At 45.9% G+C, this 16154-nt stretch carries 14 protein-coding genes; 9 read left to right on the top strand and 5 right to left on the bottom strand.

Annotation, left to right across the window (positions count from 1 at the left end; genetic code table 11):
• Positions 1–39: 39 nt before the first annotated feature.
• Complete coding sequence (locus IGK14_RS04800; protein ID WP_154694292.1) at positions 40–846, bottom strand: HAD-IIB family hydrolase; 807 nt, start codon at positions 844–846, stop codon at positions 40–42.
• Positions 847–1018: 172 nt separating this feature from the next.
• Here IGK14_RS04800 and IGK14_RS04795 point away from each other — a divergent pair, with 172 nt between their 5' ends.
• From IGK14_RS04795 to IGK14_RS04775, 5 genes are all read left to right on the top strand, one after another.
• A complete protein-coding gene (locus tag IGK14_RS04795) occupies positions 1019–2014 on the top strand; it encodes an ROK family protein (RefSeq protein ID WP_154694291.1) in 996 nt (331 codons plus the stop codon).
• Between the two features lie 37 nt (positions 2015–2051).
• Positions 2052–3893 carry an FAD/NAD(P)-binding protein gene (locus IGK14_RS04790; RefSeq protein ID WP_154694290.1) on the top strand — a complete coding sequence of 614 codons (1842 nt, stop codon included), beginning with the start codon at positions 2052–2054 and terminating at the stop codon, positions 3891–3893.
• Between the two features lie 191 nt (positions 3894–4084).
• Positions 4085–5023 carry an AAA family ATPase gene (locus IGK14_RS04785; protein ID WP_005225502.1) on the top strand — a complete coding sequence of 313 codons (939 nt, stop codon included), beginning with the start codon at positions 4085–4087 and terminating at the stop codon, positions 5021–5023.
• A 2-nt stretch (positions 5024–5025) separates the two neighbouring features.
• Positions 5026–6069 (top strand): DUF58 domain-containing protein, encoded by a 1044-nt coding sequence (locus IGK14_RS04780; RefSeq protein WP_010747771.1) that lies wholly within the window; start codon positions 5026–5028, stop codon positions 6067–6069.
• Positions 6066–8204 carry a transglutaminase-like domain-containing protein gene (locus tag IGK14_RS04775; RefSeq protein ID WP_438711702.1) on the top strand — a complete coding sequence of 713 codons (2139 nt, stop codon included), beginning with the start codon at positions 6066–6068 and terminating at the stop codon, positions 8202–8204. The genes IGK14_RS04780 and IGK14_RS04775 overlap by 4 nt, the downstream gene beginning before the upstream one ends.
• 58 nt (positions 8205–8262) lie before the next feature.
• Here the strand turns inward: IGK14_RS04775 and IGK14_RS04770 are convergent, their stop codons facing one another.
• Positions 8263–10914 carry a cation-translocating P-type ATPase gene (locus IGK14_RS04770; protein WP_154694643.1) on the bottom strand — a complete coding sequence of 884 codons (2652 nt, stop codon included), beginning with the start codon at positions 10912–10914 and terminating at the stop codon, positions 8263–8265.
• Positions 10915–11263: 349 nt separating this feature from the next.
• Between IGK14_RS04770 and IGK14_RS04765 the strand changes: the two genes are divergently transcribed.
• Positions 11264–12007 (top strand): NADPH-dependent oxidoreductase, encoded by a 744-nt coding sequence (locus IGK14_RS04765; RefSeq protein WP_154694288.1) that lies wholly within the window; start codon positions 11264–11266, stop codon positions 12005–12007.
• Positions 12008–12126: 119 nt separating this feature from the next.
• Here the strand turns inward: IGK14_RS04765 and IGK14_RS04760 are convergent, their stop codons facing one another.
• Positions 12127–12477: a hypothetical protein gene (locus IGK14_RS04760; RefSeq protein WP_005225497.1), complete on the bottom strand. Its 351-nt coding sequence runs from the start codon at positions 12475–12477 to the stop codon at positions 12127–12129.
• A gap of 160 nt (positions 12478–12637) precedes the next feature.
• Between IGK14_RS04760 and IGK14_RS04755 the strand changes: the two genes are divergently transcribed.
• Complete coding sequence (locus tag IGK14_RS04755) at positions 12638–12946, top strand: DUF5960 family protein (RefSeq protein WP_008378984.1); 309 nt, start codon at positions 12638–12640, stop codon at positions 12944–12946.
• Between the two features lie 128 nt (positions 12947–13074).
• Positions 13075–13317 (top strand): hypothetical protein, encoded by a 243-nt coding sequence (locus IGK14_RS04750; protein WP_438711699.1) that lies wholly within the window; start codon positions 13075–13077, stop codon positions 13315–13317.
• Positions 13318–13413: 96 nt separating this feature from the next.
• Here the strand turns inward: IGK14_RS04750 and IGK14_RS04745 are convergent, their stop codons facing one another.
• The gene (locus IGK14_RS04745; protein ID WP_438711697.1) at positions 13414–13707 is read right to left on the bottom strand and encodes a hypothetical protein; all 294 of its coding nucleotides are present in this window, start codon (positions 13705–13707) and stop codon (positions 13414–13416) included.
• 310 nt (positions 13708–14017) lie between these two features.
• On the opposite strand from IGK14_RS04745, the gene IGK14_RS04740 reads away from it, so the two are divergent.
• Positions 14018–14473, top strand: coding sequence for a type II toxin-antitoxin system HicB family antitoxin (locus IGK14_RS04740; protein ID WP_081116579.1), 456 nt, complete (start codon positions 14018–14020; stop codon positions 14471–14473).
• Between the two features lie 162 nt (positions 14474–14635).
• On the opposite strand, the gene pepV is transcribed toward IGK14_RS04740, so the two are convergent.
• Entirely contained in the window at positions 14636–16060 is a 1425-nt protein-coding gene (gene pepV, locus IGK14_RS04735; protein ID WP_154694287.1) for a dipeptidase PepV, read from the bottom strand.
• Between the last annotated feature and the right edge of the window lie 94 nt (positions 16061–16154).

Genomic DNA, 16154 nt, shown 5'->3' with positions numbered 1-16154 from the left:
AATGAAAGTACGTGCTATCCCTGCTAGGGAGCGGTTTTTTTATTGGTTCATTTGTAGCGGTAACAGACGTTCGATGGTTTTCAGCACGCCATTTCCATCGTTTGACTTGGTCACAAACGCTGCCGCTGCCTTGACTTCCTCAAAGGCATTGCTCATGGCGAAACTAAACGTGCCAGCTGCCATCAACTCCAAATCGTTCAAGCCATCGCCGAAGACCATAGTCTCTTCTGGTGTGACGTGCAGCAATTCTTGCAAGTGTGCCACAGTCGTTCCTTTGTGGACGCCTTGATTGGTGATATCGATCCAAGCGGCTTCCGAAGCCACGATGTAGGCGTTGTTTGTAAACTCGCCTAACTGTTGGACATGCTCAAAGCAACGTAGTTTGGGATCAAAAATAGTGAGCTTCACAAAATCTTCGGTGATGGTTTGATAATCCGCCACCGTTTTGACCACCCGATAAGAGCCGCGAACTTTCTGGGCATCTGCTTCATTGGTCGTTTCCGCAATGTACGCCGCAGTCGGTGTACAGGCGATGATCACATGATCTTGCGCAATCGCAGCGAGCTTCGCAATGATCCGCCGCCCTAATTCGTTTGGCAGCAGTGATTCAAAGATGTATTCGCCTTGATGTTTGATGCGGGTCGCGCTATCCCCAAGAATCCAAACATCCGCTGCTGCTTCACCAAACAGTTCTTCCACTCGTTCACACTGTTTGCCGGTACACGCAGCAAAAGCAACACCCGCTTCTTTCATTTGTTGGCTGACTTGTTCATAATAAGGCCGATCAAAACTGCCTTGGCTGTTCAAAAATGTACCGTCTAAATCTGTGATGACTAATTTGATCATACGTTTCTCTTCCCCTCTACCTCGTGTCCTCTTTATGGCGAATCACTTAATTAACATTGTTAATTAAGTATACTTATTTTCAAGTTTTCCGTCAAGTCAGTCTTTTAAAAACTTTACATCGTTCCATCCCGTCGGTATACTTAATTAAATCACTTCATTAAGGAGAACACCTATGGCTTCTACCACCCATTCCATTCGCCAGCAAAACAAACAGCTGGTTTTAAAAACCTTATTTCAAAACGGGGCATTATTCGCCTCCGATTTAGTAAAGAAAACCGGCATCAGCATGGTCACCACTAACTCATTATTAAAAGAATTGTTGGCAGAGGGGGAAATCACTAAAGGTCCGCTGGAGCAAAAAGAGCTAGGGCGGCCTGCTGTGACCTATCAGCTCAACCAAGACCGAGGTCATTCTCTTTTGCTTAGCTTTATTGATCACGATGGTTCCTTGGCTCTTTGGTCCATGCTAATCGACCGCAAGGGAAAGGTTTTGGCAAAACACGACCAGCCCTTTCCTGATGTTGCCCCCCATCGCTTTCAAGAATGTGTAACGAACGAGCTAGCATTATTTCCCTCTGTGGAACAGATCGCCCTCTTTTTACCAGGAAAAATCAGTGGAGGAACCGTGACTTCCAGCTGGTATGAAAAATTCAATGGCTGGCACCTGGCAGCCCTCGTGGCAGAGATCACTGCACTGCCCTTCTACTGTCAAAACGATGCCCATATTTTAACGATCGGCTATTGCATCGCCCAACAGATCTCTTTGCAGCAAACCATCGTCGGCATGTACAATCCCGAAAAAAGCATGCCTGGTATCACGCTCCTGGTCAATGGTGCACTTTTAGAAGGAAAAGATGCCCTAGCGGGAGAGGCAAAATTTTTGCCCGGCTACTTGGATCAAGGGGCACCGCAAGACCGCACGGCTTTGGTTCAGCGCCTGACAAGCTTACTGCCATTTTACAATGCAGCTTTTGCCCCCCACTGTATTATTTTAGCCAGCAGTGATGCAGTAAAAACCGATCTCTTAGACGCGATCCAAAAAAATCCATTGCTGCAGCAACAACCCAATCAGCCTGCTTTTCATTATATCGATGCCATCGAGGAAGCCATGGTGCTAGGCATGCACTGGCTGATTTTCCGCAAGACACCTTTTGACTTAGCCCGTTGATGACACAATGACCATAGAATAATAGAGGCGGTGTGATATGAAAATAGCTATCATTGGTGCTGGTCCTCGTGGACTTTCACTTTCAGAACGACTGATCGCTCATAGCAAACAAAACAAACAAGCCATCAACTTGCTGCTGTTTGATCCCTTTCTTCCTGGGGCAGTTTGGCGCACGGACCAATCGGCGGATCTGCTATTGAATTCTGTAACCAGTCAAGTCACCCTTTTCACGGATGACACATTAAGCACCGGCGGTCCCGTGGTCAAAGGACCTACCTTATACGAATGGGCAGTGACAGAAGGGAAACATTTCGCAGCCACGCATGCCCCTGAGCTCGTTACGGAATGCACAGCACTTGATTCACTTGATCCTAACGGGCATTGCTCGCGGGCGTTATATGGCCTCTATCAGCAGTGGTTTTATCAGCAGCTATTAAAAGAGCTGCCTGAATCCATTACCGTCAACCATCTGTCAGACAGTGTCAGCTCCTTGACCCCTCTTTCCAAAAATCGCTACCAGTTGACGACGGCTCACCAAACATTTCTTGTTGATGCCGTCGTCTTAGCTACAGGCCATTCACAAGCCCAACTGTCAGCAGCAGAACAACGATTGGCGGCGGCCGCAGAAAATAATGGCTGGTTTTATGCACCGCCAGCCAATGCGGCAGATACGGATCTAACGGCGGTGAAAGCTGGCGAACCTGTGATTTTACGGGGACTAGGACTTGCCTTTTACGATTACGTCACCCGCTTGACCAGCGGTCGGGGCGGCACCTTCGTCAAAGTCAATGGATCCCTCGTCTATCAACCTTCTGGTGAAGAACCACAAATCATCGCAGGTTCTCGTCGGGGTGTCCCGTATCATCCTCGTGGCCGCAATCAAAAAACACCGACGCAGCAGCGAAAGCCCGTTTTTTTGACCCCTGAACGCCTCGCTGCTTGGCAAGCAGCTAAAACGGTTGCTGGCAAGACCCTACTCTTCTATTTAAAAAAAGAGGCAGAACTCGTCTATTATCAGACGCTGCTTTTAGAAAAACAGCTGCTGGACAAAGATCAGCTTGCCGCTTTTACCGCCGCCTTTGTTGCCTCTGAAGGATCTGAAGACTTGCTGAAAAAATGGCAGCTTCCTACGACGGAGTGGTGGTCATGGCAACAACTAGCCGACCCCTTTGCTCAGAAAAAGCAACAGTCGTTGCAAGACTTTTTCATTGCACTATTACGTACCCAAATCCAAGATGCCGAAAAAGGCAATCTAACAGGACCTATCAGCAGTGCCTTGGAAGTCTTCAAAGATCTGCGGGACCCGATTCGGTTTGTTCTCGATCATCAGCTAATGCCAGTACAAGACTTGAAAACACTCTTTTGGCAGTCTTTCGTTCCCTTGAACAGCTTTTTATCGATCGGACCGCCAGTTCAGCGACTGCAGGAACTGGTGGCATTGATGGAAGCGGGAGTGGTGACCTTACTAGGTCCTGACATGACTGTTGAGATCGAGGAGGCTTACTGTACGTATTCAAAGCGATTTGACGACACACGCTATCACGCGACGCAACTAATTGAGGCTCGCATTCCATCGACAGCGATTCGTCGAACCAACAATTCCTTGTTGCGGCAACTGCTAAACGATCGGATTATTCACCCGCACCAGTTGGCGATCCCCAATGAGGTGCCTTTTGAGACGGGTGCGATCGCCATCGATCCTGAGACCAATCAGATCCTCGGACCAGATGACCGCCCTTACCCTACCCTCTATTGTTTTGGGATTCCCACAGAAGGCATCCACTGGCTGACGGCTGCCACTGCTCAGCCAGGAACCGATGCTTGGAATTTACGGCAGGCGGACCAGATCGCCGCTGACCTCTTGCACCACACCTTCTAGTCCCTTCTGTTCTATCAAACGCAAACTTCCGAGGAAACGCTTCGGAAGTTTTTTGTTTTTCTTTCGCAAATCCGCAGAAAGGATTTCTCTTTTTTGAATATTCTTGAAATTTTCTTTAATTGTTACACGAAAATTGCGACAGTCCTAGAAAACCGTTACAATGGAAGAAACGAACGTAGGGAGGTTATCAGATGACCGCTGAATTACAAAAAATAGATGCCTTGATCGCAGAAGTGGAAAAAGTGATTTTAGGCAAACGAGATGTGATCCAATTTACCGTGGCTGCGCTGCTTGCTGGCGGACACGTTTTATTCGAAGATATCCCTGGTGTTGGGAAAACGATGTTGGTCAAATCGTTAGCCAAAGCCATTCAAAGTGACTACAAACGGGTACAGTTTACCCCAGACCTTTTACCTAACGATGTGTTAGGTGTGTCGATTTTTAATTCCCAAAGCCACCAGTTCGAGTTTCGTCCTGGCCCGATCTTCACCTCCGTCCTCTTGGCAGATGAGATCAACCGAACCACACCAAGGACGCAAGCCTCACTCTTAGAAGCCATGTCAGAAAATCATGTCACCATCGACAATCAAACGTACCCATTGAGTCCCCACTTTTTTGTTTTAGCCACGCAAAATCCAATCGAGTATGAAGGAACGTATCCTTTGCCTGAAGCCCAATTGGATCGTTTTTTGTTCCGCCTGCATATCGGTTACCCAGATTTTCAAGATGAGCTCGCCCTCTTGACTGGAAAACGACAGCAAAGCTTGGATCAGATCCAAACCATTTTACATGCTGATGAAGTGACTGCTTTAAAAGCGATGGTCGATGACGTGTATGTCGATGAGCGGGTCGCCCGTTACGCATTGCAGCTGGTTCAAGCGAGCCGTCAGCATAATGCCATTGACCTTGGTATCAGCCCTCGTGGTGGGATCGCCTTCTTAAAAGGGGCAAAAGCGTTAGCGTTGACGGAAGGTCGGACCTTTGTCACGCCGCAAGACTTGCAGCGAATTTTACCAGCAGTCTTCGGTCATCGTTTATTACTGAAAGGTGGCGTTCATGCCAGCACGGAGACCCTTTCAGACTTGATGAAACAGATGATCCAACGAGTGCCTGTCCCAACGAGGAGATAGCGATGAAGAAAAAGAAACTTGAACGCCTGCTGCGCCTCCTGTTGTTTAGCGCTGCCTATTTTCTGCTGCTGGCTTATTGTGTGATCTTCAATAATAATGCTGGCTGGAGCCTTTGGTTTTTACTGACTTTGTTATTGTTGCTTGATGCAGTATTCTTGCTCCCCTCCCTCAAGAAGGTCCAAATCATTTTAGAAGAATCGATCCAAGCTGAAACACACACAGCGATCACCTTACCGCTGCAAGTCTTCAAGTATCGCCCGACGCTGCTGCCGCTGGTCGATTTCACCTTAAAATTTGACGATCGTTTCAAGGAAAGTCATCACAGCGCCTTTTATCGAGGCAATCTGATTCGGCTGCAGCTGCCTTGGACCCCAAAGGAGCGAGGCATCTATGAAGAATTGCCCGTTCAATTGTACAGCCATGATCTCTTTGGCTTTTTTGAAAAAAGCTACGCTGCAGTTGCGAAACAATCGATTTTGATCCTGCCTAAATTGGCGCCAGAAGCCGTTACCCTGCTGCCATTTTTTAAACAGCAAGTCCGCAGCCAAACCCACGGGGAACCCAATTTTTCTATTCGACAGTTCCGTCAATACCAGTTAGGGGATTCCTTAAAAAATATCGATTGGAAATTATCCAGCAAACAACAGGAATTGATCTATCGCGAACGAGAACATGAAGAAGAACAAGACATCGTTCTGCTCTTTTGGGGAGAAGATCATCCTGCTTTTGAAGAGACTTTATCACTGTTTTATTCGATCCACCATTTCTCGCAAAATCAACGACTTTTTCAGCCGCTCTTGATTGGTGACGGATTGACTTCTCCTTACCAAACGGATGCCGCTGCCTATGCCCAGATCCTTCCCTTCGAGAAAGTTCCTGAAGGGGTACCGCTTTTGACTGGCAGCCATCTTGTCTTCATTACCCCGGTTTTTACCCCACAACTGGAAGACTACCTCAGTCAGTTGGAAGCAAAAAACAGCTGCCAAGTGTTTACCTACGCTGATTTAATGAGGCAGTTGAATAAACTTGAGGAGGCGGTAGGATGAGATTTATTAAGAAAGCGCTGATTGGTCTTCTGACCTTTCTCAGTCTATCACTGGTGATCTTGCCGTTTATCGCAGTTTATGACCTTGGCAATCAGTTCACCCTTTTAACTTATGCCTTTAGTGTCTGTTTGATTTTGACCGTGGTGCCGAAAGTCCGTTACAGTTTGCCTTTGCTGGCAGCCGCTTGGCTGATCGTCTTGTATCGGATCTTTCCTTATGGGACTGCCTTTTCTTTTGATTGGCTGCTGCGTTTTTGGCTAGACCTGCACCGTGCCTTTCAAGAGATCCTCAGCGGTGAAGTCGGCTATATCACCGAACTGGCGGCGGTGACATTGATCGTTAGTTGGGTTTTGTTTTTAGCGATCTTACCGATCGCTTATCAACGCTTTTTCTTGATTTACGCTACCATGATCGGCTACTTGCTAACAGTCGTGATTTTTAATCAATTTGATCTGACGTGGCATTTGATGGGTATTTTTCTTTGTGCCTTGGCTTCTTCACTGATCCAGCGCAGCGTCTTTCAATCCAGTCAAACGATCGCTCCCTGGTTCGCTGTGATGCTATTGATTGGTGGACTAGCCGTCACTGCTGTCTACTTGCCGCAAACGAGCCTGCGGGAACAGTTGGCAGCCCGTTCCACGCCTATACGGACAAATCTGAATCAGCTGGGTTTTTATCAATTTATTGAAGAACATGGCACGCCCAGCGGCTCTCGCACTGGATTCAGTGAAAACGACCGTCAATTAGGCGGACCACTACTGAATGATGCGACGATTTTATTTGAAGCGCAACAAGAAACCCCGCATTACTGGCGGGTGGAAAGCAAAGATTTTTATTCTGGTAAGGGCTGGATCAGTACGAGCCGCGAAGAGGCTCGCTTAGAAGCAGAGGGCGTCACGATCGCGGATCAAAGCTATCAGCAAGCCTATCTTGAGAACGAATCCGTTCGGGTCCAATTTCAAAACCATGGAGACTATGTCCCATTGCCCTATGGACGCAGCACGTTGTCCCTTGAAAACGGTGCTCGCGGATTTCAGATCAGCGACGCCATCCAGCGGGTCGATCTCATTGATCCACTCCCAGACACCACCTTGACCCTCGATTGGGACCATCCAGACTTTGCCGCAGAAAATCTCCAAAATCTGCCTTTGATCTATCCGGATTCTCTGATCGATTATATCCAGTTACCCGTTTCTTTGCCGCAGCGGGTACGAGATCTCGCAGCTGAGATCACCGCTGAAAGCAACAGTCTGTTTGATCAAGTCACGGCGGTTGAAAGCTATTTGAAAGATCCGCTCGTATTCCGCTATTCCAAAACCGATGCCGTCGTGCCTGCAGAAGAGCAAGATTATGTTGATCAATTTTTATTTGAATCACAAGTCGGCTACTGCGACAATTTTTCCACGGCAATGGTCGTGCTACTACGGAGTTTAGAGATCCCTGCTCGCTGGGCAAAAGGCTTTTCTCCTGGATCTCCTGCAACAGAAAACGGCATTACTACCTATACCGTTCGCAACTTGAATGCCCACTCATGGGTGGAAGTCTACTTTGACGGCTACGGTTGGGTACCTTTTGAACCGACCCCTAGTTTCCAAAATCCAGATCGTCCCGTGTTGACTCAAGAATCTACTAAATCCGAAGAAACACCGACCGCTAGCAGCGAAACAACACCATCGAGCAGCAGGGAAACAGAAAGCAGCGAAACCACGACCAGCAGTTCTGCAACAGCCGCGGTTTCCGATGACGTTTGGTTGACTGAGGAGTTGAAACAAACGCTGCGCAATGGCTTCTTTGGAGGCTTAGCTATCCTAGGACTTGGCCTACTTTTCTATTTCCGCCATTCGTTTTTCCGTATTCATTTATGGTTGATCTGCCGCTTTACCAAACAGCCGCTAGTTGCTGCCTATCCTTTGTTTTTACGGCAAACGACGAAAGTTCTGTACCGTAACGAGGCGGAGCCGTTGATCGATTATGCCCAACGACTCGAAGCATTCTATCCACTGTTCCATGGTGATTTTATCCGCTTGACGCAGCAATACGAAGCCTACCTTTACAGCCAAGAACAGCCGGCTGGTCAAGAAGCCTTCTTGAAGCAAGTCGCTGCCCAAATCAGTCAGCTGAAAAAAATCAACTAAGCAGTGAGGATAAACGACAAAAAAACGTATCGATCAAACGATCGATACGTTTTTTGCTTTAGGCGTTTCCTTGACGTTTTTGAACGGCAATAATAATCAGTTTCGTGATTTCCATCAAAACAACTGCCACAGCAGCCATTGCGATACATAGACCGACATGTCCTAAAGTGAAGGTTGCTGGAATCGCAAAGACTTCACGGATGCCAGGAATCAAGGTAATGCTGTATAGTCCACCACAAACGACGATCGCCAACCACACCATTTTATTGGCAAAAAGGCCAGCTTGCCAAGCAGTCTCAGTGTTTGAGCGTGCTGGTAATGTTTGCAATGTTCGGCTCCAGATAAGTGTTGAGAAGGCCATCGCTACACCTAATTCAGGTGATTGGTTCATTCCTAACCATTGTGCCAAAATCACGACAGCGGCAATCAAAATACCACGATACGTTACTGAGATCAATGTTTTTCCAGTGAAGATACCAGCATTTGGATCTCTTGGCTGGCGCTGCATGATCGTTGGTTCGGCTTTTTCCATTCCTAGAGCAATCGCTGGTAATGAGTCGTTGACTAGGTTGATAAAGAGCAGCTGCAAGGCAGTAAATGGATTGTCCCAACCCATCACTAAGGCAAAGACGATCGCAATGATCGCACCTAAGTTTCCAGCAAACAAATACGAAATAGCTTTTTTGATGTTGTCAAAGACGTTTCGGCCAACTTCTACGGCACGAATGATCGAGGCAAAGTTGTCATCCGTCAAGACCATCGCCGCTGCGTCTTTGGCAACGTCCGTTCCGGTTCCCATTGCGATCCCGATATCCGCTTGTTTCAAGGCGGGTGCATCATTGACCCCATCCCCGGTCATGGCAGAGATCTTGCCTTTGTCTTGCCAAGCCCGCACGATACGGATTTTGTTTTCTGGCGAAACACGAGCATAGACTGTGATTTTGTCTAATTGATCCGCTAGTTCGGTTTCAGAAAGAGCATCCAATTCCGTACCGGTCAAGGCTAAGTCGCCCTCGGCTGAAATACCGATCTCTTGTGCAATCGCCACGGCTGTCGTTTTGTGGTCCCCTGTGATCATTACTGTTTTGATACCAGCAGATTTAGCATCCGCTACGGCTTGTTTGACTTCTTTACGAGGAGGATCGATCATCGCCATCAAACCAACCAAAATCAGCTCGTTTTCATCTTCAAGTGTCAATTCTCGTGATTGGGCATCGGTCAATGGACGGTAAGCAAACGCCAAGACCCGTAATGCCCGTTTTGAGAATTCTTCGTTTTGATGTTGTAATTTCTGCTTGATTTCATCTGTTAAAGGCACGACTTGATCATCGATCAAGACTTTGGTACTGCGCCCAAAGACGATGTCTGGCCCACCTTTGGTCAACAATAAATGTTCGCCATCGATCTCATGTAAGGTAGACATCAATTTACGATCAGAATCGAAAGGCAATTCTTGCAAACGAGGAAACTGTTGACGAATTGCCCGATAAGGCTGATTTAGTTTCTCACTGTAATCCAGAAAAGCAATTTCAGTAGGGTCTCCTAGCTTCGCCCCATCTTCACTGATGGCAGCATCATTGGCCAAGACACTGATCTCTACTAAGCGTTTTTCAGGCAATGTCCAGGTGGTTGGCTCATCGGAGAACGTGCCCGTTTGCCCATTTGGTAAATAGTAGTCAACAACGGTCATTTTGTTTTGGGTCAAAGTCCCGGTCTTATCGGTACAAACGATACTCGTTGAACCCAATGTTTCAACCGCTGGTAGTTTTCGAATGATGGCATGACGCTTCGCCATTTGTTTTGTTCCGATCGAAAGAACGATCGTCACGATCGATTGCAAGGCTTCTGGAATCGCTGCAACGGCTACGGCTATCGCAAACATAAAGGCGTTGACTAAGTCTTGTGTCATATCACCTGTTCCGTCACCTAAGAACAACCGTGCGACTTGAACCCCTAAAATAATCAATGAAAGGACTAAGATCGCCAAGCTCAGTTTTTTACTGAAGCTGTCTAATCCTCTTTGCAATGGTGTTTTGTGTTCAACTGTACTTTCCAATAAGCCAGCCACTTGACCGATTTCCGTCACATTACCAGTCGCAGTTACGATAAACCGACCACGTCCATAAGTGACGATCGTTCCACTGAAGACCATGTTGTCACGGTCGCCGATCGGTGCGGTACGATCGATCACCCCTAATTCTTTTTCCGCTGGCGTTGATTCCCCAGTCAGCATTCCTTCATCGACCTTCAAAGAACCCTCTTCGATCAATCGACCATCTGCTGGTACATAGTCCCCAGCTTCTAAAATAACGATATCGCCGACAACCAATTCTTTCGCCAGCACACTTTGTTCTTTGCCATCCCGAATGACGTTAGCATCTGGTGCCGACAGGCTTTTCAAAGCGTCTAACGACCCTTCGGCTTTTTTCGTTTGAATCACACTGACGACGGAATTCAACAAGAGTACTGCGAAGATAACGATCGACTCAACGTGGGCACCCATAACCATTTGGATGATTGCCACGATCAGCAAGACGATCACCATCGCATCTTTGAAGGTATCTAAGAATAAGGCAAAGCTAGATTTCTTAGGTGCTTCCTTCAGCTGGTTCAAGCCATTTTCTAACCGCTTGGCTGCCTCTTGCTGCGTCAACCCCTCTGGACTGCTCTGGACCTCTGCCATAATTTCCGAGATTTCTTTTTGATACATTTCTTTCGCCAATTTTTTTGCCCCTTTTAATTTTATTTTCCTTAGGCACTCTGCTAGAAAAAAAGAGACCTAAGACAAGTATACGCTTGTCTTAGGTCTCACCATTTCAAATAATACCAGAAAGCTGTCGCCAGCTTACTTACTGTTGATATTATCGCAGCTTGCGCCACCGGTTACTCCCCTAAGGAATAATAATAAGAATGTATCATTATCATAACGGAAACTTTTGTGCTTGGCAACTATAAAACATCAATTTGAAAATTTTTTGAAAACATTCTTTTTGTTCCCATTCCTTTTTTTCTGTTACACTAAGGAAGAAAGAAATTTGTACGTTACAGGAGGAAAAACGATGGATCTTTTTGATACTTTTACCCGCCACAGCTCTGTCCGAGATTTTCAACCCCGCCCACTATCAAAGGAACTCAAGCAAAAATTAGTAACGGTTGCCCAGAGCGGTTCCAGTTCGAACTTTGTTCAAGCCTATTCGATCATTGAGGTCAGTGATCCTGAAAAACTGGCTGCCATCGAAGAAATTGCCGGTGCCCCAAATTACATCACTCGAACGGGCGTCTTCTATCTTTTTGTCGCCGACTTACATAAACACCAGCAGCTGCTGACCCAAGCAGGGGTGCCTGATACCCACTTAACCACGATGGAACCATTTATTGTGTCTGTCGTTGATACGACCATCGCTGCCCAAAACATGGTAGCTTCCGCTGAAGCGCAAGACTTAGGAATTTGTTACATCGGCGGCATCCGCAATGATTTGCCTCGTATCGCAGAACTTGTCGGCTTACCAAAATTGACGTTTCCGTTATTCGGTTTAACGATCGGCTATCCGCAACACAGAAATGAGCCGAAAGTCCGCTTGCCCCAAGAAGCGATCGTAAGTGTCGATCAGTATCAACCGCTGACGCAGGAGCAAACAGCCCAGTACAATCAAACGACAGAAGCCTATTATGCACAGCGCAGCAGCAATCAACAGCAAACCAATTGGCAAACGAAAATGACGGAATTTTTCCGTGAACCGCGACGTCCAGATGTCGCGGCCTTTATGAAACAACAAGGCTTCTCAGACCACTTCGGCGAATGAGGACACTAATTACCACGGGAAAATAAAAAACGATCTTTGGCAAGGAATCTTGTCAGGATCGTTTTTTGCTTAGTGTAAAAAATCAGGTTCAGGCGGCTCTTGTATCTTTGTCATGCTAATCAACGTGCGGCTTCTTGTGCGGCTTCGTTGACGGCAACTGCCTGCTCACATTTTTCCATTAATGCTACTAACGCTTTATCTAACACTGCTTCATTTTCGGAGGTTCGCTGACTGATTTGCGTCATAGGCTGCGCCGCAAGATCCAGCAAATAGGTAGGGATTGCTTCTTTTTCAGCAAAAGTGCCCTTGATCAGCGGCTGGTAGACAGACTCGCCACAGGGTCCGGTTTTGATAAAGGCTAGTTCGAACTGCGCCTTCCCTGACAAACGCAACCGATAGACCCCTTCTTTGGTCAGCAGTTTTTCATCGGCAAAGCGTGCCTGTAATCGTGCGAAACGTTCGTAATCCATGGTATCTGCTCCTTTTTGATTCCTTCTTTTCTCTAGTGTAGCAAATTTCTTGTTAGCATAACATCTTTTTCATAGAGAACGCCTCCTTTTTCCTCGCTTGGTAATTTTTCACTTTACAAACAGAACAAACGTTCGTATAATTCGAGTGAGGTGAATGTGTATGCCAGCTGCAAAAATTGCTTATGCAAAACAAGAAACCTATGCATTTGAAAAACACTATTATGAATTGGTAAACTTTCCCACACCAGTGGCGCTTTTGTTTGATGAATTCGCACTGACGATGGAGCGCAATCAAAAATCGTATATTGCGATCCCCGCGCGCTATTCCGTCTTAAAGGTTCCGCTCGTCTTTGTTTTTCGACTAGAGACTAAGGATGCGCCTGTTTATTATTATGAGCACGTACTCGCTGAAAATAAGATCATTCGCCGCTACAACCCCGAGCGTAACTATTTGCCCGGCGGAAGATAGACCAATGGTTCAACCCGTTTGCCATACTTAGCGGTTGCACTCTCCTGATGCATATCACTGAGCAGCAGTTCGAATATTTGTCATCCAAACGAAACCCCTCTATACTAAAAAGAAAGGGGTTTTTCACAATGACGAAAAAACCGCCGCAAACGTCTGAAGAAAAGGAAGCCGCTTCTAACAATATGGGACTGGGGATCGGTGTCGGAATGGCATTAGGTGCTGCGTTTGGGATGCTGTTTTTTGACAATCTAGCATTAGGCATGGGTACTAGGTGTAGCGATCGGTGCGGGCATGGATCAAAAAAGCAGCAAAGACAAGAAATAGCTGCAGCAAGGAGCTGTGTTTATCTGTCACAGCTTGCTGCCCAGTAAATACCAAAAAAGCCTAGGTTCTGCACTTGTTGTGCAGGACCTAGGCTTTTTTGCTACTTCGAGCAATATTCTCGAAAGCAGCTGCTTCACAGTTGGTTACAACAGATTTCTTTTCACCATTTCTGCGCGATACAGTTCATAGACCGCATCACTTTGCTTTGCATGGCTGCGGTAAAAGAGCCCATAAGAGAAAATCGCTTGGAAATTGCTTCCTTGATTTGCTCGTGCTACAGCGTGGTACAAATTCGCCAACTGCTGATCAGACATCTTCCCGCTTTTGATTCGTTTGGCAACTGCTTTTTGGGAAAGGGTAAATAAAATCGTCGTAAATACTTGATAAACCACCCAAATCGCCAGAATAACCAAAATAAATTTCACTAAATCAGGCATCACTTTTCAACTCCTTACAAAAAGTAAATCATTCGGATGATTTGATGTCAATAACAAAATATAACATTTTCATTAATAATAGACACAAAGATTTTTAAATTACCACAAAAGATGATGTTCTTTCAATCATCAGAATTTCTGAATTGATACTCTCCTCTTAAAAAAATATTGCCTATTGTTCAGTATTTATGACACTGGTACAATAAAAAAGCAACAACTCTTGCTTAAGACTACTAGGTACTAGTGAAAAATAAGAGCGCTACCATTGCAATCAGATCTGTAGAGAATCGCGAAAAAGGAGTTGTACACTATGTTAGCAAGTTACCCTGCATTGTTTTATTACACCGATACAGACGAAAGCGAAGTGAAGTATTTTATTTCTTTTCCTGATTTTCCTGAGCAAGTCGGCACTCAAGGCTTAGACATCGCCGATGCTTTATTCATGGCATCCGATTGGCTCGGAATCGTTTTGGCAGATTGTATTGAAAATAATCGGGAGATTCCGCTCTCTACCCCCATTAATTGTTTATCACTGGAAGCGAATAATCCGTTTATAGACGATTTAGATTTTGAATTCGATTACGACAAAGAAAAATCATTTCTATCGATGGTCCTTGTTGATGTTTCAGAATATTTAGAGAATCAAACCTTCGTCGAGAAAAAACTGGCGATTCCTCAATGGGCGGATAAACTAGGACGAACTATGCATTTAGATTTTTCAGAAATCCTCACTGACGCAATCCTAAAGAAAAAATGTAAAGACTAATTGCTTCTACACCTCATCACTATGAGGTGTTTTTTACTACTCATCCCCCTGTTCCATACTAAAAAAGTGCGGCATTCTCTCACATGAAAAAGATACGAGAATGCCGCACGAAACGTTCAATTGTATTTATTTAGCGAGTGAACAGACCCAATCAATCTCTCTTTATTTCGCCAAACGGTAGATAGCATCTGCATAGATCACCGCTGCGTTGAATAGGTCATCCAAGCTCATGAATTCATTGGCTTGGTGCATGGTGTCAACATAGCCAGGGAACATTGCGCCATAAGCAACGCCGCGTTTCAATAGACGGCCGTATGTGCCGCCGCCGATGATTTGTTCGAAGCCTTTTTCGCCAGTATGTTCTTCATAAACCGCCAATAAAGTTTCTACCAATGGATCATCTGCTGGCACGTAGTGAGGTTCCATGTTGCGGTCATTGCGGGTAACGGTTGCCCCTTCCATACCGACGGTGCGTTCCACACCGATTTCAAGTCCTTCCGCAGTTACGCCTTTAGGATAACGGAAGTTCAATGCGATAAAGTTGTCTGCTTGCGTTCCTGCTTGGTTCGCTTTAAAAGCAAATAAACCAGCATTCATAGTCAATTTACCCATTTTTTCATCTTCGTACGCCACACCTAATTTTTCACCGTAGAAATCTTCATGGACATAGGCTGCTGCTGCATGGATGAATTGTTTTGCGCCGCCGCCAAAGGCATAGTTATCTAAGAAGACTGCTAAGAAAGTCCCCGCATTGATTCCTGATTGTGGGCTGGCACCATGAGCACCTTTACCGACTAATTCGATCGTCACTTGTTCATTTTCTGTTTCAATCGTCCCCGTCACTGGATTGGCTTCAACGTAATCGAAAAAGGCTTTTTCGATCGCTAATGCTTCTTCTGTTGATGGAGCAATGAAGCTTGCTGTTGCCGTTCCTGGTACCATATTTTCTCGCAAGCCAGCAGTAAAGCTTTGCAGCGTGAAGTCTCCTTCATTGTTGCCTTGGAAATGGATCCCTAATGTCGCATTTCCTTTTTCTCCATTAATGATTGGGAAATTGGCATCTGGTGAGAAGCCAAAATCAGGCTTTTCTTCATGCTCAAAGTAGTAATCCATATCTGCCCAGCCGCTTTCTTCATCAGAACCAACGACAAAACGGATTTTTTTCGATAATGGCAAGCCCAATTCTTTGATGATCTTCATCCCATAATAGGCAGCCATTGAAGGACCTTTATCATCAGAAGAACCACGAGCATAGATTTTGTTGTCATTGATGACTGGATCATAAGGATCGGTTGACCAGCCGTCACCTGCAGGAACAACATCCATGTGGCCGAAGATCCCTAATGTTTCGTCTCCTTCACCAAATTCGATGTGACCAGCGTAGTTATCGACGTTTTTGACTGTGAAGCCATCACGTTCGCCATAAGCTAGCATGTGTAGCAACGCATCACGAGGTCCAGGACCAAATGGCGCATCCGCAGTCGCTTTATCATCTTCTCTTTCACTTTTCACTTTCAATAGATCAATCAAGTCGTTCAGCAAATCGTCTTTGCGGGCTTCGACCTCTTTTTTCCAATCGATTGTCATAGTGTTCCCTCCATTTCTGTTCTCGCTATTTATGATAACACTCTTAAACCAAAAAAGGAAAGAAAATTGCGCCTTTTTCCATGGGTCTTTTCTA

It is taken from the genome of Enterococcus sp. DIV0970a (assembly GCF_051711265.1).
Taxonomy (GTDB): Bacteria; Bacillota; Bacilli; order Lactobacillales; family Enterococcaceae; genus Enterococcus_D; species Enterococcus_D casseliflavus.
The sequence above is the reverse complement of the archived record's forward strand: the minus strand, read 5'-3'. Positions and strand labels throughout refer to the sequence as shown.